The organism is Sphingobium sp. CFD-1 (genome assembly GCF_024611115.1).
In the GTDB taxonomy this organism is placed as follows: Bacteria; Pseudomonadota; Alphaproteobacteria; order Sphingomonadales; family Sphingomonadaceae; genus Sphingobium; species Sphingobium baderi_A.
The window spans coordinates 14,386-35,708 of record NZ_CP084402.1 but is presented as its reverse complement, the minus strand read 5'-3'; the positions used below and the strand labels follow the sequence as shown (position 1 = coordinate 35,708).

Annotated in this window: 22 protein-coding genes and 1 tRNA gene; 9 read left to right on the top strand and 14 right to left on the bottom strand. The window is 62.2% G+C overall.

Annotated features, from left to right (window positions below; genetic code table 11):
- The first annotated feature begins 1 nt into the window (after window position 1).
- A complete protein-coding gene (locus LDB26_RS21145) occupies window positions 2-1,756 on the top strand; it encodes an FAD-dependent monooxygenase (RefSeq protein WP_257542470.1) in 1,755 nt (584 codons plus the stop codon).
- 640 nt (window positions 1,757-2,396) lie between these two features.
- On the opposite strand, the gene LDB26_RS21700 is transcribed toward LDB26_RS21145, so the two are convergent.
- Together LDB26_RS21700 and LDB26_RS21140 are read right to left on the bottom strand one after the other, a co-directional pair.
- Window positions 2,397-2,642 (bottom strand): DUF4279 domain-containing protein, encoded by a 246-nt coding sequence (locus tag LDB26_RS21700; protein ID WP_082430739.1) that lies wholly within the window; start codon window positions 2,640-2,642, stop codon window positions 2,397-2,399.
- Between the two features lie 195 nt (window positions 2,643-2,837).
- A tRNA-Lys gene (locus LDB26_RS21140) sits at window positions 2,838-2,946 on the bottom strand.
- An 89-nt stretch (window positions 2,947-3,035) separates the two neighbouring features.
- On the opposite strand from LDB26_RS21140, the gene LDB26_RS21135 reads away from it, so the two are divergent.
- Both LDB26_RS21135 and LDB26_RS21130 read left to right on the top strand, forming a co-directional pair.
- Window positions 3,036-3,386: an Arm DNA-binding domain-containing protein gene (locus LDB26_RS21135; RefSeq protein WP_257542468.1), complete on the top strand. Its 351-nt coding sequence runs from the start codon at window positions 3,036-3,038 to the stop codon at window positions 3,384-3,386.
- Between the two features lie 32 nt (window positions 3,387-3,418).
- A complete protein-coding gene (locus tag LDB26_RS21130; protein ID WP_001389365.1) occupies window positions 3,419-4,183 on the top strand; it encodes an IS6-like element IS6100 family transposase in 765 nt (254 codons plus the stop codon).
- Window positions 4,184-4,373: 190 nt separating this feature from the next.
- Here the strand turns inward: LDB26_RS21130 and LDB26_RS21125 are convergent, their stop codons facing one another.
- The 5 genes from LDB26_RS21125 to traA all read right to left on the bottom strand — a co-directional run bounded on the left by LDB26_RS21125 (window position 4,374) and on the right by traA (window position 12,849).
- Entirely contained in the window at window positions 4,374-4,511 is a 138-nt protein-coding gene (locus LDB26_RS21125) for a DUF6118 family protein (protein WP_257542466.1), read from the bottom strand.
- 29 nt (window positions 4,512-4,540) lie between these two features.
- Window positions 4,541-5,407 carry a recombinase family protein gene (locus LDB26_RS21120; protein WP_006961816.1) on the bottom strand — a complete coding sequence of 289 codons (867 nt, stop codon included), beginning with the start codon at window positions 5,405-5,407 and terminating at the stop codon, window positions 4,541-4,543.
- Between the two features lie 142 nt (window positions 5,408-5,549).
- A complete protein-coding gene (locus tag LDB26_RS21115; RefSeq protein ID WP_006961814.1) occupies window positions 5,550-8,459 on the bottom strand; it encodes a Tn3 family transposase in 2,910 nt (969 codons plus the stop codon).
- A gap of 50 nt (window positions 8,460-8,509) precedes the next feature.
- On the bottom strand, window positions 8,510-9,232 hold the full coding sequence (locus LDB26_RS21110) for a DUF6118 family protein (RefSeq protein WP_257542463.1): 723 nt from the start codon (window positions 9,230-9,232) through the stop codon (window positions 8,510-8,512).
- Window positions 9,233-9,243: 11 nt separating this feature from the next.
- A complete protein-coding gene (gene traA, locus LDB26_RS21105) occupies window positions 9,244-12,849 on the bottom strand; it encodes a Ti-type conjugative transfer relaxase TraA (protein ID WP_061979513.1) in 3,606 nt (1,201 codons plus the stop codon).
- Window positions 12,850-13,116: 267 nt separating this feature from the next.
- Between traA and LDB26_RS21100 the strand changes: the two genes are divergently transcribed.
- From LDB26_RS21100 to LDB26_RS21085, 4 genes are read left to right on the top strand one after another with little or no spacing between them, the layout of a single operon-like run.
- Window positions 13,117-13,893: an NYN domain-containing protein gene (locus LDB26_RS21100; RefSeq protein WP_030092369.1), complete on the top strand. Its 777-nt coding sequence runs from the start codon at window positions 13,117-13,119 to the stop codon at window positions 13,891-13,893.
- Between the two features lie 13 nt (window positions 13,894-13,906).
- On the top strand, window positions 13,907-14,212 hold the full coding sequence (locus LDB26_RS21095; RefSeq protein ID WP_030092368.1) for a hypothetical protein: 306 nt from the start codon (window positions 13,907-13,909) through the stop codon (window positions 14,210-14,212).
- Window positions 14,209-15,873 (top strand): type IV secretory system conjugative DNA transfer family protein, encoded by a 1,665-nt coding sequence (locus tag LDB26_RS21090; RefSeq protein ID WP_030092367.1) that lies wholly within the window; start codon window positions 14,209-14,211, stop codon window positions 15,871-15,873. The genes LDB26_RS21095 and LDB26_RS21090 overlap by 4 nt, the downstream gene beginning before the upstream one ends.
- A gap of 11 nt (window positions 15,874-15,884) precedes the next feature.
- Complete coding sequence (locus tag LDB26_RS21085) at window positions 15,885-16,274, top strand: hypothetical protein (protein WP_030092366.1); 390 nt, start codon at window positions 15,885-15,887, stop codon at window positions 16,272-16,274.
- A gap of 226 nt (window positions 16,275-16,500) precedes the next feature.
- Here LDB26_RS21085 and LDB26_RS21080 read toward each other — a convergent pair whose 3' ends face one another.
- The 7 genes from LDB26_RS21080 to LDB26_RS21050 form a co-directional block, all read right to left on the bottom strand.
- On the bottom strand, window positions 16,501-16,818 hold the full coding sequence (locus LDB26_RS21080) for a DNA-binding transcriptional regulator (protein ID WP_024899700.1): 318 nt from the start codon (window positions 16,816-16,818) through the stop codon (window positions 16,501-16,503).
- On the bottom strand, window positions 16,796-17,185 hold the full coding sequence (locus LDB26_RS21075) for a type II toxin-antitoxin system RelE/ParE family toxin (RefSeq protein WP_019200205.1): 390 nt from the start codon (window positions 17,183-17,185) through the stop codon (window positions 16,796-16,798). Before LDB26_RS21075 ends, LDB26_RS21080 begins: the two co-directional genes overlap by 23 nt.
- 78 nt (window positions 17,186-17,263) lie before the next feature.
- A complete protein-coding gene (locus tag LDB26_RS21070; RefSeq protein ID WP_037506114.1) occupies window positions 17,264-17,545 on the bottom strand; it encodes a ribbon-helix-helix domain-containing protein in 282 nt (93 codons plus the stop codon).
- Window positions 17,546-17,617: 72 nt separating this feature from the next.
- The gene (locus LDB26_RS21065; RefSeq protein ID WP_030092365.1) at window positions 17,618-18,241 is read right to left on the bottom strand and encodes an AAA family ATPase; all 624 of its coding nucleotides are present in this window, start codon (window positions 18,239-18,241) and stop codon (window positions 17,618-17,620) included.
- Window positions 18,242-18,484: 243 nt separating this feature from the next.
- Window positions 18,485-19,360: a helix-turn-helix domain-containing protein gene (locus tag LDB26_RS21060; protein WP_030092364.1), complete on the bottom strand. Its 876-nt coding sequence runs from the start codon at window positions 19,358-19,360 to the stop codon at window positions 18,485-18,487.
- Between the two features lie 191 nt (window positions 19,361-19,551).
- Window positions 19,552-19,761 (bottom strand): ribbon-helix-helix protein, CopG family, encoded by a 210-nt coding sequence (locus LDB26_RS21055; RefSeq protein WP_024899703.1) that lies wholly within the window; start codon window positions 19,759-19,761, stop codon window positions 19,552-19,554.
- Window positions 19,762-19,870: 109 nt separating this feature from the next.
- Window positions 19,871-20,482 (bottom strand): recombinase family protein, encoded by a 612-nt coding sequence (locus LDB26_RS21050; protein WP_304945439.1) that lies wholly within the window; start codon window positions 20,480-20,482, stop codon window positions 19,871-19,873.
- A gap of 174 nt (window positions 20,483-20,656) precedes the next feature.
- Between LDB26_RS21050 and LDB26_RS21045 the strand changes: the two genes are divergently transcribed.
- Window positions 20,657-20,947, top strand: a complete 291-nt coding sequence (locus tag LDB26_RS21045; RefSeq protein WP_225246852.1) for a type II toxin-antitoxin system RelE/ParE family toxin — start codon at window positions 20,657-20,659, stop codon at window positions 20,945-20,947.
- A 9-nt stretch (window positions 20,948-20,956) separates the two neighbouring features.
- Window positions 20,957-21,289 (top strand): HigA family addiction module antitoxin, encoded by a 333-nt coding sequence (locus LDB26_RS21040; protein ID WP_030092363.1) that lies wholly within the window; start codon window positions 20,957-20,959, stop codon window positions 21,287-21,289.
- The last annotated feature ends 34 nt before the right edge of the window (window positions 21,290-21,323 follow it).

Genomic DNA, 21,323 nt, shown 5'->3' with positions numbered 1-21,323 from the left:
TATGAGCGCAGATTATACGGTTGATGTACTTGTCGTCGGCGCGGGGCCGGCAGGGGCGACGATGGCGCTCCTGCTGGCGACCTATGGCATCCCGGTTCTGGCCGTGGCGCGGCATCCCCGCAGCGCCCCTACGCCACGGGCGCACATCACCAATCAACGCACGATGGAAATCATGCGCGATATGGGCATCGAAGAAACCTGCCTGCGGCAGGCCAGCCCCGCCAAGGCGATGTCGCACACCTTGTGGATCGAGAGCATGGTGGGCGAAGAGATCGCCCGGGGATGGTCCTGGGGCCAGGATCCCGCACGTAAAGGGGAATATGAGGCGTCGAGCCCGTGCAGCATGTCGGATCTTCCGCAAAGCCTGTTCGAGCCGATCCTGATCGAATCCGCCATCGATCGCGGTGCCAAGATCCGCTTTGATTCCCAGCTCGTCTCATTCGTTCAGGATGATGAAGGCGTTCTGTCCACGATATTGGATCGGCTGACTGGCAAGGAATATACGGTTCGATCCAAATATATGATCGGCGCCGATGGCGGGCGCAGCGTCATCATGGAGCAGCTCGGCATCCCGCTTGAGGGGCAAGCCGATCTGGCCGAGGCGTTCAACGTCTATTGCGAGATTGATCTGACGCGCTTCGTGCAGCATCGTCCCGGCTCGCTCTATTTCGTGATCGATCCCGAAGCGCCGCTATGGGCCTTTGTCGGTAATTTCCGGATGGTCAGGCCGTGGAACCAGTGGCTGGTGACGCTTTTCTCCTTCGCGCAAAATTCCGAAGTGCCGCCGCTCGACAAGATATTGGAACGCATCCGCATCATGATCGGCGACGACAGCGTGGAGATAAAGGTGAATTCGACCTATCGGTGGACGATCAACGATCTCGTTGCCGAGCGGTATAGCGAAGGGCGGGTTTTCTGCATGGGCGATGCCGTCCATCGCCATCCGCCCGCCAATGGCCTAGGTTCCAATACATCGGTACAGGATGCCTATAATCTTGCGTGGAAGCTGGCGCTGGTCCTGAAGGGCCGGGCGGAGCCATCGCTGCTGGACAGCTATAATGAGGAGCGCCGCCCGATCGGCAGGCAGATCGTCACGCGGGCCAATAAAAGCATGCGCTATGACGAGATCTGGGCGGCCCTTGGCGCCGTTCCTTCGCTCAGCGTGGCGGAGCGGCTGGCGCTCAAGGAAAGCCTGGCATCGCCGAGCGCCGAAGGGAAGGCGCGCCGCGCCGAGCTGCGAAGGGTCGTCGATGACAGGAAATATGAAGTCCATGCGCATGGCGTAGAACTTAACCAACGATATGAATCGGGGGCAATCATTCCCGACGGTTCTCCGCAGGAGCCGTTCCGCGAAGATGCCGAGCTATTCTATCAGCCGAGCACCAGGCCGGGCGCGCATCTCCCCCATGCATGGGTCGGCACAAAAATCGGCAGGAATCCCCCGATTTCTACGCTCGATCTCGCCGGAAAAGGCCAGTTCACGCTGTTCACCGGAATAGGCGGCGAAGGATGGCAAGCAGCGGCCGAGCAGGTCGCGGCGGAATTCGGCGTGCCTATCGTGTTGCGACGGATCGGGTTCGGGCTGGAATATAAGGATCTATACGACGATTGGGCGCGGCTTTCGGATATCGCGGAAGACGGATGCCTTCTTGTGCGCCCCGACATGTTCGTCGCCTGGCGCAGCAAGACGATAAAGGATGATTGTGGTTCTGCCCTGCGTCAGGCCATGGCCGGGATCCTTGGTAGATGCTTTTAGAGCTTCGTCCTCCACGGGAAGGATCCCCAACCGACATCAGGGCACGATTTCGATCTTGGCGGAGGACTCCAGCCGCATCCGGCAGACCAGGCCTTCAGGTTCAAAGCTCAGGGCGACTGCGCCGGGCAACTCGCGCGTAAGGCATTGTTCCAGCAACCTGCCCACTAAGGCATGCTGGCCCTGACCACATGAGCCTCCGCACTCTCCAACGTCGCGTTAAGCAGATTGAGGAGGGCCGGAAGCCGCGAACATCGCCCATCGCGATATGGTTCGGTTCGTGGGATGCCTTCGTCGATGGGGCATATGTGGCGGTGAGCGCAGGCACGTTGGACGCGGAATTCCTCGACGTGGTGGACGCTTTGCGCGCTTGGGAAGTCGGCGGGGTATGGGCGGTGGCGTATGCTCGCTGACGGGGAGCCAGCATGGCTACTAGCGTGGCGGAGCGGACAGTCAGCTCCGCTCAAAGGACTTCTGTGCCATTCAGTCCGATGTAGGCGCGTAAATGTCGAACTCGAGGGTTATACGCCTTTGGGCCATTGCCTCAAGCGTGTCGATTTCCAGTGATCCGCCCTCGGCAGTCTCGTTCATGAATAGCCCGCAGAATATGTCCGCACCGACGTTCGCTATATTTGCCAGATGCTTAAGTCACTCGATACCATTGATAGCAGTGTTTTATCTGACCATTAAGATTGCCCGGTTCGCGGACATCTGTCGTCAGCTGCCAAAATCCTGTCCGAGCTGGTTTTTTGTTCTGTGACCTGATTCCCAATTCACTTTTGCGCGCCCATCTAGTCGGCTTGATACCTAGCGCCAAAGAAATCTCCTCAGGGTCAAGGTCGTCGCCAAAAATTCTGAGTGCTGCGCTCGTCGTCCCTACCTTTGCCATAGCGCATATCTATCTGAGCTAAAAAATCCGCTTTCCACCTATATCGCGTGCCCGACGCTGCCAGCACCCTGCGCCCTCGGGCGTGGGATGCTGCTATGAGCCGTTACGCCGCTAGAAATACGCTAGAGCGCAACATGTGAGAACGCGGAGAGCAATCCGCCAGGCGGAGTAAGCGGTTATATTTGCATTGAAAAATGGTGGACGCACTTGGGCTCGAACCAAGGACCCGCTGATTAAGAGTCAGAATCCTGGGGGTTTTGTGAGGTCCATCTATATCCAAAAAGCCTTGATTCCTATAGCGTTCGTGTCCACTGAAGTCCCAGAAATTCCGGGGGTATTCCACTCCATCTGTTACCTTAGGTAACAACTGGACCCGTTGATGGGGAGGACAATATGGTAGGCTCGATAGGTTTGACAGACGCGAAGATCATGGGACTCAAGCCACCCGCGTCAGGGCAGGTCGAGATCCCAGACCAACTGATACCGGGTCTTAGAGTCCGCATAGGCTCAACCGGCGTCCGCACGTTCATTCTTCGCAAGCGGATTGGCGGCAAACTCCGGAACATAACGCTAGGGCGATATGGACCGCGCTTTGGGCTAGCGGACGCTCGGAAGAAGGCGAGGGGGCTGCTAGTTGATATTGAGGCCGGTAAGGACCCGACGATTAATCTAGTGACGCCCCGTAAGTCTGGGGCCATGGCGGAAACTGTATCCGGGCTCTGTTGCAAAAATCGTGAAGCTTGAGCATGCTTGGCGGAGATTGGACGGACGGAACGATGACGGATTTCAAGTGGCGCCATTTCCAGGGTGATGTGATCCTGTGGGCGGTGCGCTGGTATTGTCGCTATCCGATCAGCTATCGCGACCTTGAGGAAATGCTGGCGGAACGCGGCATTTCGGTCGACCATACGACGATCTATCGCTGGGTCCAGTGCTACGCCCCGGAGATGGAGAAGCGGCTGCGCTGGTTCTGGCGGCGTGGCTTTGATCCGAGCTGGCGCCTGGATGAAACCTACGTCAAGGTGCGGGGCAAGTGGACCTACCTGTACCGGGCAGTCGACAAGCGGGGCGACACGATCGATTTCTACCTGTCGCCGACCCGCAGCGCCAAGGCAGCGAAGCGGTTCCTGGGCAAGGCCCTGCGAGGCCTGAAGCACTGGGAAAAGCCTGCCACGCTCAATACCGACAAAGCGCCGAGCTATGGTGCAGCGATCACCGAATTGAAGCGCGAAGGAAAGCTGGACCGGGAGACGGCCCACCGGCAGGTGAAGTATCTCAATAACGTGATCGAGGCCGATCACGGAAAGCTCAAGATACTGATCAAGCCGGTGCGCGGTTTCAAATCGATCCCCACGGCCTATGCCACGATCAAGGGATTCGAAGTCATGCGAGCCCTGCGCAAAGGACAGGCTCGCCCCTGGTGCCTGCAGCCCGGCATCAGGGGCGAGGTGCGCCTTGTGGAGAGAGCTTTTGGCATTGGGCCCTCGGCGCTGACGGAGGCCATGGGCATGCTCAACCACCATTTCGCAGCAGCCGCCTGATCGGCGCAGAGCGACAGCCTACCTCTGACTGCCGCCAATCTTTGCAACAGAGCCCGTGTAGTCACCCCTCTATGGCTGGCGGGACAAGGGCGGCTCGATCGCTGATCTTCTTGCCTATGCCCGGCTGCGCCCTGTCGAAGACAAAGGCCAGGCCAAGTTCGCCTTCTGAACTTCACGCCGGGGCAGCAATCTATTGCCCCGGCGCTTTCACGGTGATGGTGCAACGCTGATCCTCGCCGGCCGTGCGCGCGGCCTCCCAACAAGCCGCTACCGCCTCCCTGTTCGCCTCAACAAGGCCCAGTCGGCCCGAAGCTGCGATTTTGGCCATGTTGAAGAACAAAGATTGAACATGGCGATCTACCAGGCTCGCTCTTGTCCTCCAATCTCGTAAACATCGGTCTCGATCGAGCACCTGTAGCTCTCTGCGATGTTGAACATCTCTGTCTGGAGAGATGCGATCTCATCATCGAGGCTGACGCCATCGGCACCCTGATCATAGGCGACGGTCAGCGTGTAATCGCAGTTCCCGGTCTTTTGCATCTGGTAATCCCGCTCCAGCATCGCCTCAATGCGCTCGCGAGCGGGCTTTCTGCCACGACCATGCTTGTTGAAGTTCTCGATGGTCAGATGCAGGGCGATGGTGACAGAAGGCGGCTTTTCCGGCAGCCCGATCCTTGAAGGAATGACGTCAAGCGCCCGATAGACGGTCATTCTTGAGATCTTGAGGTCGCGCGCGACGCTGGCCTTGCTCGCGCCGGCGGTGATCCGGCGTCGGATTTCATCGTCATCGATGTTTTTCTTCCGGCCTTTGTAGACGCCTTCGGCGCGCGCCGCCTCGATCCCGGCGCGCTGCCGGTCCTTGATGAACGTCAGTTCCATGTCCGCGACCATGCCCAGAATGGTGATCACCATCCGCCCCATGCTTCCGGCCGTCGTCACCTCCGGCTCAAGCACCCGCAATGAGGCTCCCTTCTGGTCGAGTTCATGAACCAGATTGAGAACATCGCGTGTGGAGCGACCGAGCCGATCGAGACGCAGGACGACGAGTTCGTCATCGGCGCGCAGGAACTGCATGATCGTCTCAAGCTCCGTGCGTCCAGTGCGCGATGCGCCCGAGCCTGTTTCGGAGCGGAGGATTTCACAGCCCGCTGCCTTCAACCGGGCAACCTGGATGTCGAGATCCTGGTCGATGGTGCTGACGCGGGCGTAGCCGACGCGGGTCATGGGCAAATCCGTCACATTAGGGTGGCTTTGCCCTCGTACAGTAACATTGGTGACGGAACCACCCTTTTGTGACATGTCGTATATGTCACTTCCGATCGTCACGTTCGGGTGCACCCAAATGGTGCGAGCGGAAAGGCCCCGGTCAGGCAGCAAGCCGCCCAAAATCGATCCGGCTATTCAGATCGAGGTCGAAGCGGCCATAAGGATTGACGTGGCTGTAAATCAGCGGTGTGAGGCCGCGATAATCATCCGGCGTCATCCGGCCCGTCCATTTCGGTTCCACCAGCACGCTCTGAAGCATTCGGGTGTTCACATAGACAAGCGACGCTTGCAGCAAATGTAGCGCCAGGACCGAGAGCTGCTGCTCATCGATGCGGTTAGTGGCGATCTCGCCGCCCTTGCCGAAGAAAACGAACCCATTGGCACTGTTCCAGTTTTCAACGACATTCAGGCCTTCATGAATTTCGCGGCGGAAGGACTCCTCGCGCAGATACCGGCACAGGAAGATCGTCTTGACCGCGCGGCCCAGCTCACTCAACGCCTTGTAGGTCGGGTGCATCACCTCGGAGCGGCTAAACCGGCGCAGGATCGCCTCCGGGTCGGCGGTTTTTGTCTGCATCGCGGCTGCATATTTGACCATCTCGTCATATTGCTGCTCGATCTCATCCCAGTTGATCGGACTGGAGAGGATCGGCTGCAAGTGGGGAAGCCGCGTTCGCATGCCGACATCGGGAAGAGCCAGCTTCTGGCGAGCGATCGCTTTCAGGCGGGGTGCAAGCTCAAATCCGAGAAGCCGGCAAAATGCAAAGCCAACCGCGCTTTGGCCATGACTATCAACATATTGTCGCTGGATTTCCATGTCGGTGCAATGGCGCAGCACGCCCTCGATCATGGAGGCGACCTCGGAGGAAGAGCAGCGCTTGAGCTGGGAATAGACGCATGTCGCGCGTCGTTCGACATGCCAGTAGATCATGACGCCCCGTCCACCATAACGCGCATGCCATTCCGTCATCAGGTTGCGATCCCAGGCTCCGAACTTTGTGGAATCTGACGCACAGGCCGTGCCGGCGTCCCCCCAGACTGCAGCATTGCGGATTGCCAGGGTCGCATTCGCAACCCTGGCACACGCCTCCTTGAGCGCCGCGGCATGAACGAAGCGGCGATGGACATGCAGCAGCTCTTCATAGCTGACATCGGGGGTGGCGCCGGCGATCCGCTTGAGCCCGGCATTCGTTCCCAGGCCGTAGAGGCATAGCAGGAGACGTTGATCCAGCGCGGTTTTCGGCAGTGCAACACGCGAGGCCGATGTTTCGAACGCTTCGAGAAGTCCCGTATCAAGGGCAGCCTCCTTCAGTACGTCGAGCAGCCCGGTCATCGGCCAGCGTTGGCCGATCTCGGTCTTGATCGAGGCGAGACCCCTGGGTTCGGGCAAGGGTTTGAACGGGGTGAGAGATATACGGTTCTCGCCGCGCCACAGCAGCCGAACCTTGTCGTTCCGGGGAATATTGGCATTGAGGAGCAACAGTTCCTGAGCAAGCTCTTCCCGGATGGCGCTTGAAAATGCACGCGCATCCGCCGTCAGGTTCAATCCTGTGTAATATGCTTCTCGCCGCGCATCGAAGTCCTTGGGAAGATCGTCATCGGGATTGCGGTATCGGTCCGCCCCGACAACCCAGATTTCCTTAGAACGGATGCGATCGCGCAGTTGCGCGAGGACACAAAGCTCATAACTGATCCGGTTTACGCGCCCCTCTTCATCAATGACGGAACTGCGCCATCTCGCCGGAATGACCTCGTCGACCGGCACTGCGTGCGGCGGCACGTAGCGGCATCCATCATCCACTTTGCTTCTGATCCAGTCCAGGGCCGCCAGCACCGGACGCCACACGGCGTTGTTCGACCGGAACTCCAGTGCCGAAAGCAGGCTTGGCAGCATACGGCGATAATGATTGGCCCATGACCTCCGCATCACCTTGTAGATCCGCCGATCCAAGGCGCCCTTTGCCTGGCTTTCCTTGATGATCGCCGCCAGTTTGTCCTTGCCGGCGATTGGGAAAATGACATCGCAGATGCGCCCGGATGGATCGTCGATCGAAGCGCTGGCAATCTCGACCAGGAGTCGCTCCTTGCCATAGACCCGCTCGATGTCTTTCGCGATATCGCCCACCACCTTGCGTTTCGAGCGCGATCCGATCTTATGGACCGTCTCGATCAGCAGGTCGACCATCGCATCCGTAAGCTGAGCTTCCCGCGCCATCAGATAAACGGCATAGAGCCCGAGCTGGCGCGCCGGTACATGCCGGCGCATCTCCGAGGCTTTCTCGCCGGCAACCCGGCGAACGATCTGATCGACCCATGCCTTGCCCGTGACCGATAGGAAATCTCGGGGAAGAGCAAGCCGTTGGATAAAGGCGAGTTTGGCGGTCACGCCAAGAATGTTTTCGAGCGTCGCCTGACCTGCATCCCCCTTCATCGTGTTGAAGCCGGTCGGGCCATCGGGATCGGCGAGCGAGGCTTCCAGCAAGGCGACCGCATCCGGCGCAAGCCGATCGCGGACTCGGGCCAACAGGGCCTCCAGATAGAGGTGTCGTTGCGAACGGACGAGGCGTTCCAGCTCCTTGCGCGACGGCCCATAGATACGGCGGTCGCGGCACCACAGGAAAACATGCTCGAGCATGGCATTGATCGGCTGCCCGCCCGCACAAAGATCGTCGGAAATCCACCTCGACAACGCCCTGCGATCCGTCTGCGTCATACGGCGGAACCCGAGATGCCGCAAAATCTCCGCGCAATGCCGGCGGGCGGTGCGCCCGGAAAAATCATAGTGGTTCACGGATTTGGCATCGAGACCAAGTTGCTCCGCCAGATACAAGACACCGTCGGAGGGTATCGACGCATGATCCGGCACAAAGAAGCCATGCCCGGCGAAAAATCTAAGCTGAACCGCCAATCCCAGTCGTGCCGTCTCCGCTTTGCCGGTCACGAACGCGATGTCCGAAAAACTCAGGCTCCAGGAGCCGATCAGATCCCCACTCGAAACGCCAAGGCTCATAACGCCGCTCCCTTATCGGAGCGGAACGTCGTTCCTCGCATGGGCGATCGTCAACAACAACCAGCCCGTTCCCGACGTGTTCTCCAAGATGACCAAAATCGCAGCTTCGGGCCGACTGGGCCAACAAGCTGATCGGCCGACGCCACCCGCTGCCATGCTTCCGGGCTGCCGAACGCCATGAGGCTCATGCCGGCCTGCCACGGCCTTTCGCCCATGACGACGCTGGCGACACGCGGCGCGGCCGAGAACGGCAACAGGCGCGGAAGGAACAGCATCACCAGCGCGCCGGCGAGCAGGCCGACAGCGAAGGCGACGACAAGCCACCAATTTTGCCGATCGCGCTCCCGCGCGCTGGCGACGTGCGCCGAAAGATTGCGGCCGGCGCGCTCGAGGTCGGACGCCTGCCGCTCGAGCTGCTGCGCGGCGGTGCGTATAAGGGCCTCGCCGCTGCGCTCGAGGACCGCCGCATAGTGCTGCGCGCCCTGCCGGAGAATGGGTGACTGCTCTACGCCGTGCATCCGCTCCGCAACATTGTCGAGCGCCTGCACGAGCTGGGCGAGCTGGGGCTTGTAGTCCTGCGCCGGCTCGATCTTTTCGAGCTGGTCGAAAGCCGCTTCCAGCCCGCGCCGCATCACGGTCATTTCCGCGCCGATCTGCGCGCCCTGCGTCTCGATCGTGCGCCGTAGCGCGTCGAACGCGGCGGCCGGGTCGCCGGCGTCCTCGTCCAGTGCTTCCGGCTCGATTCCTTCCCTGTCGTCGTCCAGCTCCGCCATGTTCTCCGTGCCTACCTTTCCATGCCGATGCCCCGGCTAAGCCGGTGGCCGCGTGTCATTTCGTCTTGCAGCGCGCGGGCAATGGTCTGCTCGCGGCGAAGCTCCTGACCGATTCCAAGTTCCTGCCGGCGATTGCGCAGGATGGAATCTACCTGCGGGTCACGCTCAAGGCTCTTGGTCATGCCGTTCATGTGGCTTTCGACCTTGGCGCGGGCGTCGTCGTGCTGCCAGCCGCGAAGCTCCCGGCGCTGCCCCTGTAGCTCCTGCCAGCGTTCAACGAACCGCTCGGCCCTGATATTCGGGTCTTGCAGCGCGGCGTTTTCGCGCTTCATCCCGTCGATAACATGGGCGACACGCTCCCGGCCGGAAAGCTCGGTCATGGCGCGCGCCGTCGCCGGGTCGTTTTCCAGCGTCGAGCGCATCAAATCTTTCATGCCGCCGCGCACCTGGTCGAGCTGCTGGCCGGCATCGCGCATTTCCTGCCGCTGCATGTCGAGAACGGGCAGGCCCTCGCGCCGGTGCTGGTCGATCGACTGATAGGCCCGCGAATATCGGTCAACGGCCGTCTCAAGCGGCGACGGCCCCCGCGCCCGCTCGGCCAGCCGGTCGGGCGCCGGCGCCGGCCGCAAGCTCCCTTCCCTTTCCGGCCGCTCGCTGCGCTCCTGAGAGGCGGCAGGACGCGCATTGAGCTTGAGGCCGGCGAACATACCGCGCCGCTGCTTCTCGGCCTGCTGCGGCCTGTTCTGGTCGATCTGTGGGCCGTCCTCGCCGGCGCGGTCTGGCTCGCGGCTCTCGGCCGCCGCGCCGCGCCCGAGTTTCAGGCCCTCGAACGGATTGCGGCGCTGCTGTCGATCGCCGGCGAGATCCTCGCGCGGATCTGCACGGAGATCCTGCGCGAGATCCGCGCCAACTTTTTGCGAGGATCTGCGATCAAGCGCATGATCCCCGGCCGTCGACTCCCGCTCCGCACGTAGCCCGGCCGCGCGCTCGGCCGGAATCTCGATCTCGCTGCGGATGCCCATTTGCTCCGCGATCCCGCGCCGCTCGGCAAAGTCGCGGGTATAATCGAGCGTCGTTTCCTTGACGCCCGACCGGGAAAGGCGGCGCTCTAGCTGGCTATAGGCCAGCTCGCCGGCGTCCTGAACCTTCCATGCGTTCCGGTGCGTCTGCGTCCCATCCGGCAAGGTGACGGGGGTGGAACCCTCATGCTGTAGGCCGATCTTCTCCCCGATCTCCGGCGCGGCCTCCTTCATGGCGCGCTCAAGATCGACGCCCCATAGGGTGCGCTGCTCGCCCTTGTCGTTTTCCAGCGTCACGAAATAGCTGCCGGATTTCTGCGGGTCATGCTCGAACGGGGCGGCCCCATGCTCGACCAGCCGGCCGGCATTGGTGAACTCGTCCTGTGCGGCGTAGAGCTGCATACCATCACGATGCCGGGTCATGGCGACATAGGTTAGGTGCCGGTCCATCGTCCCCGACGCCATCACATAGGACCGATCGACCGTCGCACCCTGATTTTTGTGAATCGTCGTCGCATAGCCGTGGTCGATCGCCTGATAGTCGCCCATCGGCACGGAAACGCTACGCTCCCGGCCGCCGTCCAGCGTGGCGATGATCCGGCCTTCCTCGACATGCTCGACCGTGCCAAGCATCCCGTTTTTCACGCCAAGGTCGCGGTTGTTCTCCAAGAACACGATGCGGTCGCCGGGCGCGAACTCCCGCTTTCCGTCATTGGTCTGGAAGGTCAGCGCGCCGGCGTCCTCGCCCTGCGCCAGCTCGCCCCGGTCCTGTAGCTCGGTCCTGATCGCGTCATTGATCGCCCGAACATCGGCCCGGCGATGCGCCATCGCTACGCGGGTGCCGTCCGGGCGCTCGTCGCGGTCGGCAAGATAATCCCGCACGATCTGGCCGCGCGCGTCCTCGCCCGTCTCGGCAAAGCTGATATTGCCATGATCCCGATAGGCTGCCAGCCCCTCGGCCGTCCGGTGCGTGGCGAAGTCAACCGACGCCTCCCGCTGCCAGTCCACGCGCTGCCGGCGTATCTCGGACAGCTCGGCATGGCCGATTTCCTCCGTGATCGCCCGGAACGGTGCGCCGGCCCCGATCGCCTGTAGCTGCTCATGGTCGCCTACAAGGACGATCTTCGCCCCGCGCGCCTCGGCCTCGCCAACGAAGCGGGCGAGCTGGCGGCTCCCGACCATGCCGGCCTCGTCGATCACGAACACGTCGCCGCGGCCGATCGTGCCGCGGTCGTTCTCCCAACCGCGGGACCATGACGCGAGGGTGCGGCTCTGGATGCCGGAACTTTCCTCCAAGCCCTCGGCCGCCTTCCCCGACAAGGCCGCACCGTGGACCTGATAGCCCTCGGCCTCCCATGCCTCGCGCGCCGCCGCGAGCATGGTGGACTTGCCAGCGCCGGCATAGCCGACAACGGCCGCGATCCGCTCCGGCCCGGTGATATGCTCGATCGCCCGGCGCTGCTCGTCGGACAACCGGGCGGAAGCATCGCCGGCGCTGCGCTGAATGGCGGCGTCCTGCCGCTCTATGGCGCGCTCGACATGCCGGCGATCGACGCCATGACCATGCGCGCCGTGCATCCGCTGCGCGCTCTCGATCATGCCGGATTCGATCTCGACCATTTCGCGGGTCGAATAGCGGGCAAGCTCGATCTCGCCCGTTGCCGGGTCGGCCCGCTCGGGCTGAAGCTCGACCAGCGCCGGCGAGGCCATCACCTTGGCGAACGCGCTCTGAAACTCCTGCGGATCGTCGTTGATGTAGCGATGCAGCGCCCGCGCAACGTCGTGCCGGTCGAACACGCTCTTTTCCCCGGTGATGAGGGTTAGAACCTGCTCGGGCTTCTCCCGGATCAACTCGGCATTGCGCCGGGCCGCTTCCTCGTCCAGCCGCGCCCGCGATACGTCGAGGCCGCGCCGCTCCATCTGCGTGGCATGGACGCCCATATGTTCGGTTGGCGCGATCTCTAGCCCGCGCTCCATATGCGAACGATGGTCGATGCGAATATCTAGCCCGGCCATCGCAAGCCGCTCGTTGGCGATCCCCTCCCATCGCTGGCGAAGGTCGCGGAGCTGCATATCTGTCGTCGGCAGGTCGTGCGCCAACAGCCATTTGTTTTCGCGCTCAAGATAGGTCTTGTCGCCTAGCCCGTCCTCCGTCACCTGCCGCGTGGTCATAAGAATGTGGGCATGGTGATTGCGAACGTCGCTCGCCTCGTGCGGCGCATGAATGGCGAAGTCCACGGCCGCGCCGTAGCGGTCGGCCAGCTCCTGCGCCATCTCCCGCGCCGCCTCTAGCCGCTGCTCGGCCGATAGCTCATGCGGCAAGGCAATCTCGAACTCCCGCGCAACGCGGGCATCCTTGCGCTTCTCGGCAAACTCGGCGGCGTTCCACAAGTCCGACCGATCCCGCGCCCAATCGGCTGAAACGCCTTCGGGCAAGACGATCTCGGCATGTTCAACGCCCTGCTTGCGGCTGAAATCATGCGTGATCCCGTCGCGTTCGTTGGTCAGCTTCTCCCCGGCACGATAAGCCATTGAGGCGACGGCGCTACGGCCGCCCGCCCGCGAAACTGGCTTCATGCTCAAATGGTAGATCGCCAACCCGTTGCCTCGATCTAGTTTCCGCCTTTCCCGCCAGCCTCCAAGCTGGCGGCGCGCTGAGTTGCATAGCAACTCGTAAGTGCGCCCTTCTCAACTCAATCGCTACGCTCTTTCGTCGCTCGGTGTGGCGCTTGCGGCAAGGTCGATGCGATGAACTGAGGCCCTGATTGTGCTGCAAAGCTGCCAAAAATTCAAGGTAGCGCATAATCGTGTTTGGTGACGCTGCTTGCATCGGATAGACTTCGGCTCAAATGGGAGTGCAGACCGATGGCAATAGACAGCGCCGGAACACTTGCGTTGCTGATCGACGGCGATAATGCCACCCCGAAAATCATAACCGGGCTGCTGGCTGAGATCGCCAACTATGGCACCGCCAGCGTCAAGCGCATCTATGGCGATTGGACCAAGCCGAACCTCAACGGCTGGAAAGAGTGCCTGCTGGAACACTCGATTCAGCCGGTCCAGCAATTCGCCTATACGACCGGGAAGAACGCAACGGACGGCGCGATGATTATCGACGCGATGGACTTGCTCTATACCGGCCGCTTCTCCGGTTTCTGCATCGTCTCAAGTGATAGCGACTTTGCCCGCCTGGCCGCGCGCATCCGTGAGCAAGGCGTCATCGTCTATGGGTTCGGGGAGCGCAAGACGCCCCGCCCCTTCATCACCGCTTGCGACAAGTTCGTCTATTTCGACGTGCTCAACACGGCCGGGGAACAGAAGGAAGCGGAAGCCGTCACCGCGCCTAAAGCGGCCGCCGCCAAGCCTGCACCGGCGAAAGCGGCACTCGATCGCGCTGCCCTCGACATGCTGGCGAAAGCTGTCACCGCCTCGGCCGACGAAGACGGCCGCGCTAATCTGGCCCGCGTCGGCGCGCACCTGGCGAAACAATCGCCGGATTTCGACGCCCGTAACTATGGCTTTCCCCGCCTCTCCGATCTGGTCGAGGCGTCGGGCATTGTCGAGGTCGAGCGCATTGGCGAAAATCCGAAAATTATCATGGTTCGCCTCAAGGGCGGGCCAACCCCTCGCCCCGCTAGATAGAAGGAAACGACACATGGCGCGCAAGACGATCGAACAGCGGTTGGCCGAGCTGGATGCGCAGCGCGCCACGCTCAAGGCCCGGCTCGGCAAACAGGAGCGCGCCAACGATACCCGCCGCAAGGTGCTGCTCGGCGCGCTCGTTCTGCATCGCCTCGAAAGCGGCAAGGATGAGGAATTTTCCCGACGCCTCCGCGAATGGCTCAAGCGCGAGCTGCCCGACTTCCTGACGCGCCCTGGCGATAAGGAACTCTTTGCCGATCTGATCGCCAACGCGCCGGCCAGGGAGACAACAGACAGCGCCGGGGGGGCCGCCTCATGAATCAGGCGACGTTAGCCTGGGCCGCGTTCAAGAACATGATGCGGCAGGCTGCGCGTGATCCGCTATGGGCGTTCCTATCCCTGCTCGCCCTGCCCTTCCGCATCTGGAAACCGCTTCTCGGGCTTCTGTTCATCCTCATCATAACCCTGTTCGTGGTCGGCTTCGGCGGCCGGTTCTTCCTCGAACAAATGGGCTTCGGCCCCGGCTCGGTTCCCTTCATCGCGCTCGATCTCGTCACGCTGCTGGTGCTGGCCGCGATCACCTTCCGGCTCGTCACCAATCCGCTGATTATCCATTTCGGGGATATGGACGGCGAAACCCACGGCTCGGCCCGCTTCGCCACCGACAAGGAAACCGCCGCCCTTGCCCGCGCCGATTCCGGCCTGCTGATCGGCCGCGACGGCAAAACGGGAAAGCTCCTGCGCTATGACGGCCCGGCCCACCTGCTGACGATGGCCCCGACGCGCACCGGCAAAGGGGTGGGAACCATCATCCCTAACCTGCTCACGGCCGACCGCTCCGTGATCTGCATCGACCCCAAGGGCGAAAATGCCAAGATCGCCGGCCACGCCCGCCAGACCTTCGGCCCGGTCCACGTCCTCGACCCCTTCGGCGTCACCGGCCAGCCCTCGGCCGCCTTCAATCCTCTCGACCAGCTCGACCCGGCCGGCCTCGATGTCGCGGAAGATGCAAGCACCTTGGCCGACGCCCTCGTGTTCGATGAACCGGGCATGGCCGGCGAGGCGCATTGGAACGAGGAAGCCAAGGCGCTCATTGCCGGCCTGATCCTCCATATTGCCGCCAGCGAGCCGCGCGACAGGCGAAACCTCGCTACCCTGCGCGAAGCTCTCACCCTCGCCCCTGAAGCCTTCGCGGCGCTCCTGAAGGACATGCAGGCGTCAACGGCCGCCGGCGGCCTGATCGCCCGCGCCGCAAACCGCCACCTCGGCAAATCCGACCGGGAAGCGGCCGGCGTCCTCTCGGCCGCGCAGCGCCATACCCATTTCCTCGACAGCCCCCGCATGGTCGCGGTCCTCGGCCGATCCGATTTCCGCTTTGCCAATCTCAAGCGCCGCAACGCCTCGGTGTTCCTCGTCCTGCCGCCCGATCGCCTCGCCACCTATTCCCGCTGGCTGCGTCTGCTCGTCGCGCAAAGCCTGACCGACATGGCGCGCGACCCCGCCAAGCCGGCCGTGCCGGTCCTCTACCTGCTGGATGAGTTCGCCGCCCTCGGCCACCTCGCCCCCGTCGAGCGCGCAATGGGCCTCATGGCCGGCTATGGCGTCCAGCTCTGGCCGATCCTGCAAGACGTTCACCAGCTCCGCGCCACCTACGGGCAACGCGCCGGAACCTTCCTGTCAAACGCCGGCGTCCTACAGGTGTTCGGTGTCAACGATCACGACAGCGCCCGCCTCGTCTCCGATCTGCTCGGGCAGGAAACCGTGGTGTTCCAGACCATGAGCCGGGCGCTCGATTCCGAAAAATCCGGCCTCTCCTATGGCGAGCAACACACGGCCCGGCCGCTGCTGACCCCCGATGAGGTCCGCAACCTGCCGCAGCATGTCGAATTGCTGTTCCTCGCCGGGCAACGGCCGATCGTCGCCGGCAAGCTCGCCTATTACGCCGATGCAGAATTCCGGGGGCTGTTCGACCAAGCATAAAGGATGAAACCATGACCGACACCGATGCGCCCGAATGGCCCGATCCCGCCGACAAGGCCCATGCCGTTGAACAGGCCAAGCAGCTCCGTGACCAGGCCGCCAAGGGCGGCTTGCGGTTTGAAGCCTATCTGCCGCCGTCGCTGGCCCTGTGGCTGCTCGATCTGATCGAACAGGACACGTTCCTTGATCCGTCCGAAGCCGTGTTCGTGATCCTGGGCGAGCATAAGGAGCTGGCACCCCATGCCGATCTGCGCCGGGAACTACTCAAGCGCCGCATACAGGTGGCGGCCGATGATTCCCGACCGGGTATTTCGATGGAAGAAATGAAAGCCCTACTGCGCGAAAAGCGCGAAGCCCCCCTGCCCGAGCCGGCCAGATGGGAAAAGCGGTCCCGGCGCTGACGCACCGGGGCTTCTCTCTTGCGGCCCTCCGGTCACTTCGGCGCTATGTGGGAGCGCGTTCCCTCCGGGCCGGGGCCGGCTGCTCGCCGGCATCGCTCAACCAGGCCACACCCGCGACGCTAGCCCCCGGCCGTCCCGCTCTCATCATCTAGGGCCGTAGGGACGGCCGGGGGCGGGATGCAGGCAGACAACTTGCCAAATTGCTTGTTTGCCAACTTGCCAGCAATCAGGCAATCGCCTCAAGGCCCCTTTTCTGAATAACGGTCAGCAGCCGCAGCGCCGGGCCGCCGGGCTTCTTCACCCCACGTTCCCAATCTGACACCAGCCCCTTACTCACGTTGAGATAGCGGGCAAAGACAGGCTGCGAGATACGCTCACGCTCACGAATAGAACGGATTTCCTCGGGGGTCAGCGGCTCAACGGTTGTCAGACACCCCTCGTCAAATTCGCGCATCGTCTGCTTGTCGATCGCGCCGGACTCATAGAAGCCTTCCATCATCTCATGGACGGCCGCCAGAGCTTCACTCTTGTAAGTCTTGCTCATCGCAATTCACCTCGAACATTCGACCCGCAGCAACTTCCGCGTCCATCTGCGCATCTGCAAACCCCAAGACCAGCTTTGCGGCCTTCTTCAAGTAGGCTTCTTCCGCATCATCAAGGTTCGCCATATCGCTCTTGGCAAACCCGAACGCGAAAACCGCCCTCGTCTCCGCGCGGAAGAAAACCAGCGTTCGGAAGCCGCCAGACTTTCCAGCGCCGGGCCGCGCTACTCGTTGCTTGATAAGGCCGGCCCCTAGATCGGCGTCGATCTGGCCGCGCTCAGCCCGCTCTACAGCCTCACAAAGCATCGCGTCAGAGATTTTCTCCTTTCGGGCAAACTTGTGAAACCGGCTGTTTTTGAAAACCCTCACGCGACTTCCTCGCCCCTGAATGTATGACACATAGCGTTACACTTCAAGGCCCTTACCGCATCGCCGCTTTGCTGGCAATCAAGCACTATGTTTTGCCAGCAAGTCAGCAAGCGCCTCGCGCATGAGGTCTTCAATGGAGCGGTCGGTGTCGGCTGACAGCCGCTTAACCCGGCGATGTTCCTCCGGCTCGACCACGACTGTCACCCGCTTCATTCCGGCCCGCGTGGCGGCATGGTAACGCTTACCCTCGGCACGATCCGGGGTCGGCGCGGGGGCGGATTCCGCGATAGGCGCAACAGGCGGCGTGGTCTGCGCGCCCACGGCCTTCATGCTCGCGGCTAAACTCGGTCTTTTCGACATGGTTTTATCCCATCAAACTGCCAGTTTGCCAGCAATACCATTATGCCTTATTGCTGGCAATACAGCTTGCCGTCAAATCAGCAATTGGCCTCTAAGCCAGGTCAGCAATTCGGACACTTCCTCGCTGGCTTTGCCGGCCGGCTCATACTCCGGAGCGGTTTTGCCGGCCGTGAGCGCATGTCCGAAAGCCGCCCGCTGCTGGAAGGCGACGGGGGCAACCTCCAAGCCGTGAACCTGAACGGCTTCCCGCGCATCGGCCAGAAGCTGCGTGGCACGCGGCGGCACGGCGTTCAAAACGACAAAGGCCGGCTTTTGGGCGAGTTTCACCAGCTCGGCCGTGCTTCCGATCGCGCGAAGATCGAGGATTCCGGCTCGGCACGGGATCAACACCATGTCGGACGATCGCGTTGCCGCCATTGCGGCCGCTTCCGAGTGCGGCGCGGTGTCGATCACGACCAGCTCGGCCCCGCCATCGGTCGCGGCCTGCAAGCCTTGCGGCAAACGAGTGTGAGGAAGCGCGACGACAACCGGGGCCTCACCTTGTCGGCTATCGCCCCATCCGGCGGCGCTTGCCTGGGGGTCAAGGTCGATGATAGCGGCGGGAAGCCCGGCCGCCTCGGCGGCCGTAGCAAGGTGCAAGGCGAGGGTGGTTTTTCCAGCCCCGCCTTTTTGGCTGACTATGGCGATTGTTTTCATATTGCTGGCATAGCAGCAAACCGCATTGACGGCAAGAATTTTTGCTTAAATGCCTTATTGCTGGCAATACAGCAAATATTAAGCCCCGCCCTTGCCCCTCGCTCCCTCTCGAAAGCCCGTAGGACGGTTGCCGCCGGCGCGAACGTGGCGGTTTTGCTGTGAGGGTGCCGCCTCCCGATCCGCCTTATACGCGGATCGGAACCGCCGCAGGGCTGCGCAAGCAGCCCGAACAGCGGCGACCGCTTATGTTTGCCCTCTTAGATAAAGATCAGATGGGGATTCAGTCTGGTTATCGGACTCACGTTTCATCACACTCTTTGCCAGCATCACGAGGGCCTTACCGAGCGGGCTATCGCCGGTGTCGAGCTGCGTCCGCTCATCGAGGGGCAGGGTGGTCTTGTAGGCGTCGATTGCCTCGCTCCATGCCTGCTGATCCTGTCCATGATCAGCAGGCGGGGGCGGGGCCTTGCCGAACCTGCCGAGAAACTGACGGGCCTTTTCCGGCAAGGACAGGCGATAGGCGTTGCTCGTCTGCTGGACCTGTGGGCCGCGCCCCTCGTTGCCGGTCGGCTCGTAGCGCCGCAGCCAGTCGATGAAACCATGCGCCCGCAGGTTCTTCAGCGCCCGCACGATCGTATCGCGCGACCGGCCTAGCCGATCCATGATCGTGGTGATTGACGGCTCTAACCGGCCGGTGCGGAAGTCTATGAGATTGACGAACAGCCGCAGCACGTCGAGCGCCACCGATCCTAGCGGGCCGCTTCGCTCGCCCTTCTCGTGCAAGCCGGCCTCATTGTAGATTTCGGCCGCCTTCAAGATTGCCTGAACGTCCTTGCGCGTCGTCGGCCGCCATATCCGGCCCTCCGATCGGCCCCGGATATGACTATGCCGGCGAACTGGCGTCGGGCATCGCTCGGCCGGGGGCATGACCAGGCCAAGCCCGGCCTGTCCCGATCCCCGCCACGCCTCGCGGCGCTCATGGGCGAGCGTGGAGAGCTGCCCGGCGTCTTCCTCGGTGAGCTGGCCGGCGCTGTAGCGCGTCCATACCTCCCGCATGATCTCATCAAGCGCGCTTGCGCGCGCGCAGCCGATCGCGGCCGCGATCTGCGTCCTCAACATGCCTGTCGTCCTTCCATTTGAAGGACATGACGGCGCGGACGGCAGGCACGGCTTTCCTGTTTCCGCAAGAATCAATCTTGCGGATTGGAGTGCTGTAGCGTAGATAAGGGGAGAGCTTTGGCCCCGTCTCTACGGTGTGTCTGACGGCCTACAAAAACGCTCGACCGTTGGCGCGGTCGGGCGTTTTGCCGTTATGTCCCTTGCTTCGCTTCGATATAGAGCCTCAATGCTTCCTCGATGATCGGCGCGCGGCCAAGCACGCCCCGCTGCTCCTTGATCTTGTCGATTTGGGCGAGAAGATCAGTCGGAACATACGTGGTCAGCGCGATACGGCCGGCCGCAAGCTGCCGCGCCCGATGGGCGGCAACGTCCTTCCGAATCCTTTCCGAGTCGCGCTTCATTCTTAGCAGTAAGGACGAACTCGCCCGATTCTGCAATCCCTTGCGGAAGGAACCGCGAAAGGCACTACTTCTAGGGCCGGCAACTAAACGTGGTTACGTCAATGCGTATTCACGTCAATGCGTTCTCAAGCGCCCGGTAGAGCGTGGCACGATGCACGCCCAAGAGCCGGGCGACTTCCGCCACCGGCTTCTTGTCGTCATGGATAAGCTGGCGGGCATGGGCGATCTGCTCGGCCGACAGGGCAGGGGAGGGGCCGAACTTCACGCCTCGGGCTTTCGCCGCGATCCGGCCGGCGCTCGTGCGCTCCACGATCAAGCTGCGCTCGAAATCCGCGATGCCGGCGAACACGGTCAACACCATGCGCCCCGCCGGCGTCGTGGTATCGGCCCACGGCTCGGCCAGCGAACGCAGGCCAGCGCCGGCCTCCTTGATCCGCTCCGCGATCGCCAGAAGGTCGCCGGTCGATCGGGCGAGGCGGTCTAGCCTGGTGATCGTCACCACGTCGCCGGCACGCAGATGGTCGAGCATCCGCGCCAGCTCGGGCCGATCCCGCTTCGCCCCGGAAGCCTTTTCCTCGAAGATGCGGACGCAGCCGGCCGCACCCAGGGCGGCCCGCTGCGCATCGAGGTCCTGGCCGCGAGTCGAAACGCGGGCATAGCCGATGAACACGCGGCCGGCGTCGGAATCTGGTCGGCTGCTCACGGCTTCCCCCTGTCGCAAATCATGTCGCAAGTTTTCTACCACTTGCGACAAAGACATGCGACACGAAAAGCCCTGATTTTCCGGGGGCGGCCGATCTGTTGCAGGTTTTACGACTTGCGCGACAAGGCTATGAGGTGACGCCGCCGTATAGCGTCACTTGACACTATACGCTTAGCTTGATAGTGACGCCACATGAGAATCCGAAACGTGGTCCATAAGGGGTTGCGCCGATTCATCGTTGATGATGACGCCACCGGCTTGCAGGCGGCCGTAGTGCCGAAAGTCCGTCGCATCGTCACCTTCCTCCAAGATATGGAGCGGGAAGACGAGCTGCGCACGGTCCCGAGCTGGAAGGCCCATCAGCTCACCGGAGATCGAAAAGGCACCTGGAGCCTGTTCGTCACCAAGAACTGGCGGATCACGTTCCGGATCGACCAAACCGAAATCGAGATCATCGACCTCGACTATGAAGATTACCACTAGGAGGTGGCTATGAGTGCGATGCAGGGCATCCGTATGAAAAACCCCGCCCACCCCGGCGGCTTCGTCAAAAGTGAGATCATCGAGCCTCTTGGCCTTTCGGTCACGAGCGCGGCGCAAGTTCTAGGTGTTACGAGGGCGGCATTGTCGGCCGTGCTGAACGAGCGCGCGCATCTTTCCCCGGAAATGGCGCTCCGGGTCGAAAAGGCTTTCGGCGTGTCGATGGATACGCTTATGCGGATGCAGAACAGCTATGACATTGCCCAGGCCCGCAAGCGGGAAGGGGAGATCAACGTCGCGCCCTTCAAGGGAAAGCCGCTCGATCCGCAAGCGGCTTTGATCTGATCCGGCAACAATACGAATACAGCCGCGCCGAGCG

Excerpts from the sequence above, each read along its gene's own strand:
- LDB26_RS21145 (WP_257542470.1), top strand. The coding sequence starts at position 2 with ATGAGCGCAGATTATACGGTTGATGTACTTGTCGTCGGCGCGGGGCCG.
- LDB26_RS21700 (WP_082430739.1), bottom strand. The coding sequence starts at position 2,642 with ATGGCAAAGGTAGGGACGACGAGCGCAGCACTCAGAATTTTTGGCGAC.
- LDB26_RS21135 (WP_257542468.1), top strand. The coding sequence starts at position 3,036 with ATGGTAGGCTCGATAGGTTTGACAGACGCGAAGATCATGGGACTCAAG.
- LDB26_RS21130 (WP_001389365.1), top strand. The coding sequence starts at position 3,419 with ATGACGGATTTCAAGTGGCGCCATTTCCAGGGTGATGTGATCCTGTGG.
- LDB26_RS21125 (WP_257542466.1), bottom strand. The coding sequence starts at position 4,511 with ATGGCCAAAATCGCAGCTTCGGGCCGACTGGGCCTTGTTGAGGCGAAC.
- LDB26_RS21120 (WP_006961816.1), bottom strand. The coding sequence starts at position 5,407 with ATGACCCGCGTCGGCTACGCCCGCGTCAGCACCATCGACCAGGATCTC.
- LDB26_RS21115 (WP_006961814.1), bottom strand. The coding sequence starts at position 8,459 with ATGAGCCTTGGCGTTTCGAGTGGGGATCTGATCGGCTCCTGGAGCCTG.
- LDB26_RS21110 (WP_257542463.1), bottom strand. The coding sequence starts at position 9,232 with ATGGCGGAGCTGGACGACGACAGGGAAGGAATCGAGCCGGAAGCACTG.
- LDB26_RS21100 (WP_030092369.1), top strand. The coding sequence starts at position 13,117 with ATGGCAATAGACAGCGCCGGAACACTTGCGTTGCTGATCGACGGCGAT.
- LDB26_RS21095 (WP_030092368.1), top strand. The coding sequence starts at position 13,907 with ATGGCGCGCAAGACGATCGAACAGCGGTTGGCCGAGCTGGATGCGCAG.
- LDB26_RS21090 (WP_030092367.1), top strand. The coding sequence starts at position 14,209 with ATGAATCAGGCGACGTTAGCCTGGGCCGCGTTCAAGAACATGATGCGG.
- LDB26_RS21085 (WP_030092366.1), top strand. The coding sequence starts at position 15,885 with ATGACCGACACCGATGCGCCCGAATGGCCCGATCCCGCCGACAAGGCC.
- LDB26_RS21080 (WP_024899700.1), bottom strand. The coding sequence starts at position 16,818 with ATGAGCAAGACTTACAAGAGTGAAGCTCTGGCGGCCGTCCATGAGATG.
- LDB26_RS21070 (WP_037506114.1), bottom strand. The coding sequence starts at position 17,545 with ATGTCGAAAAGACCGAGTTTAGCCGCGAGCATGAAGGCCGTGGGCGCG.
- LDB26_RS21065 (WP_030092365.1), bottom strand. The coding sequence starts at position 18,241 with ATGAAAACAATCGCCATAGTCAGCCAAAAAGGCGGGGCTGGAAAAACC.
- LDB26_RS21060 (WP_030092364.1), bottom strand. The coding sequence starts at position 19,360 with ATGTTGAGGACGCAGATCGCGGCCGCGATCGGCTGCGCGCGCGCAAGC.
- LDB26_RS21055 (WP_024899703.1), bottom strand. The coding sequence starts at position 19,761 with ATGAAGCGCGACTCGGAAAGGATTCGGAAGGACGTTGCCGCCCATCGG.
- LDB26_RS21045 (WP_225246852.1), top strand. The coding sequence starts at position 20,657 with ATGAGAATCCGAAACGTGGTCCATAAGGGGTTGCGCCGATTCATCGTT.
- LDB26_RS21040 (WP_030092363.1), top strand. The coding sequence starts at position 20,957 with ATGAGTGCGATGCAGGGCATCCGTATGAAAAACCCCGCCCACCCCGGC.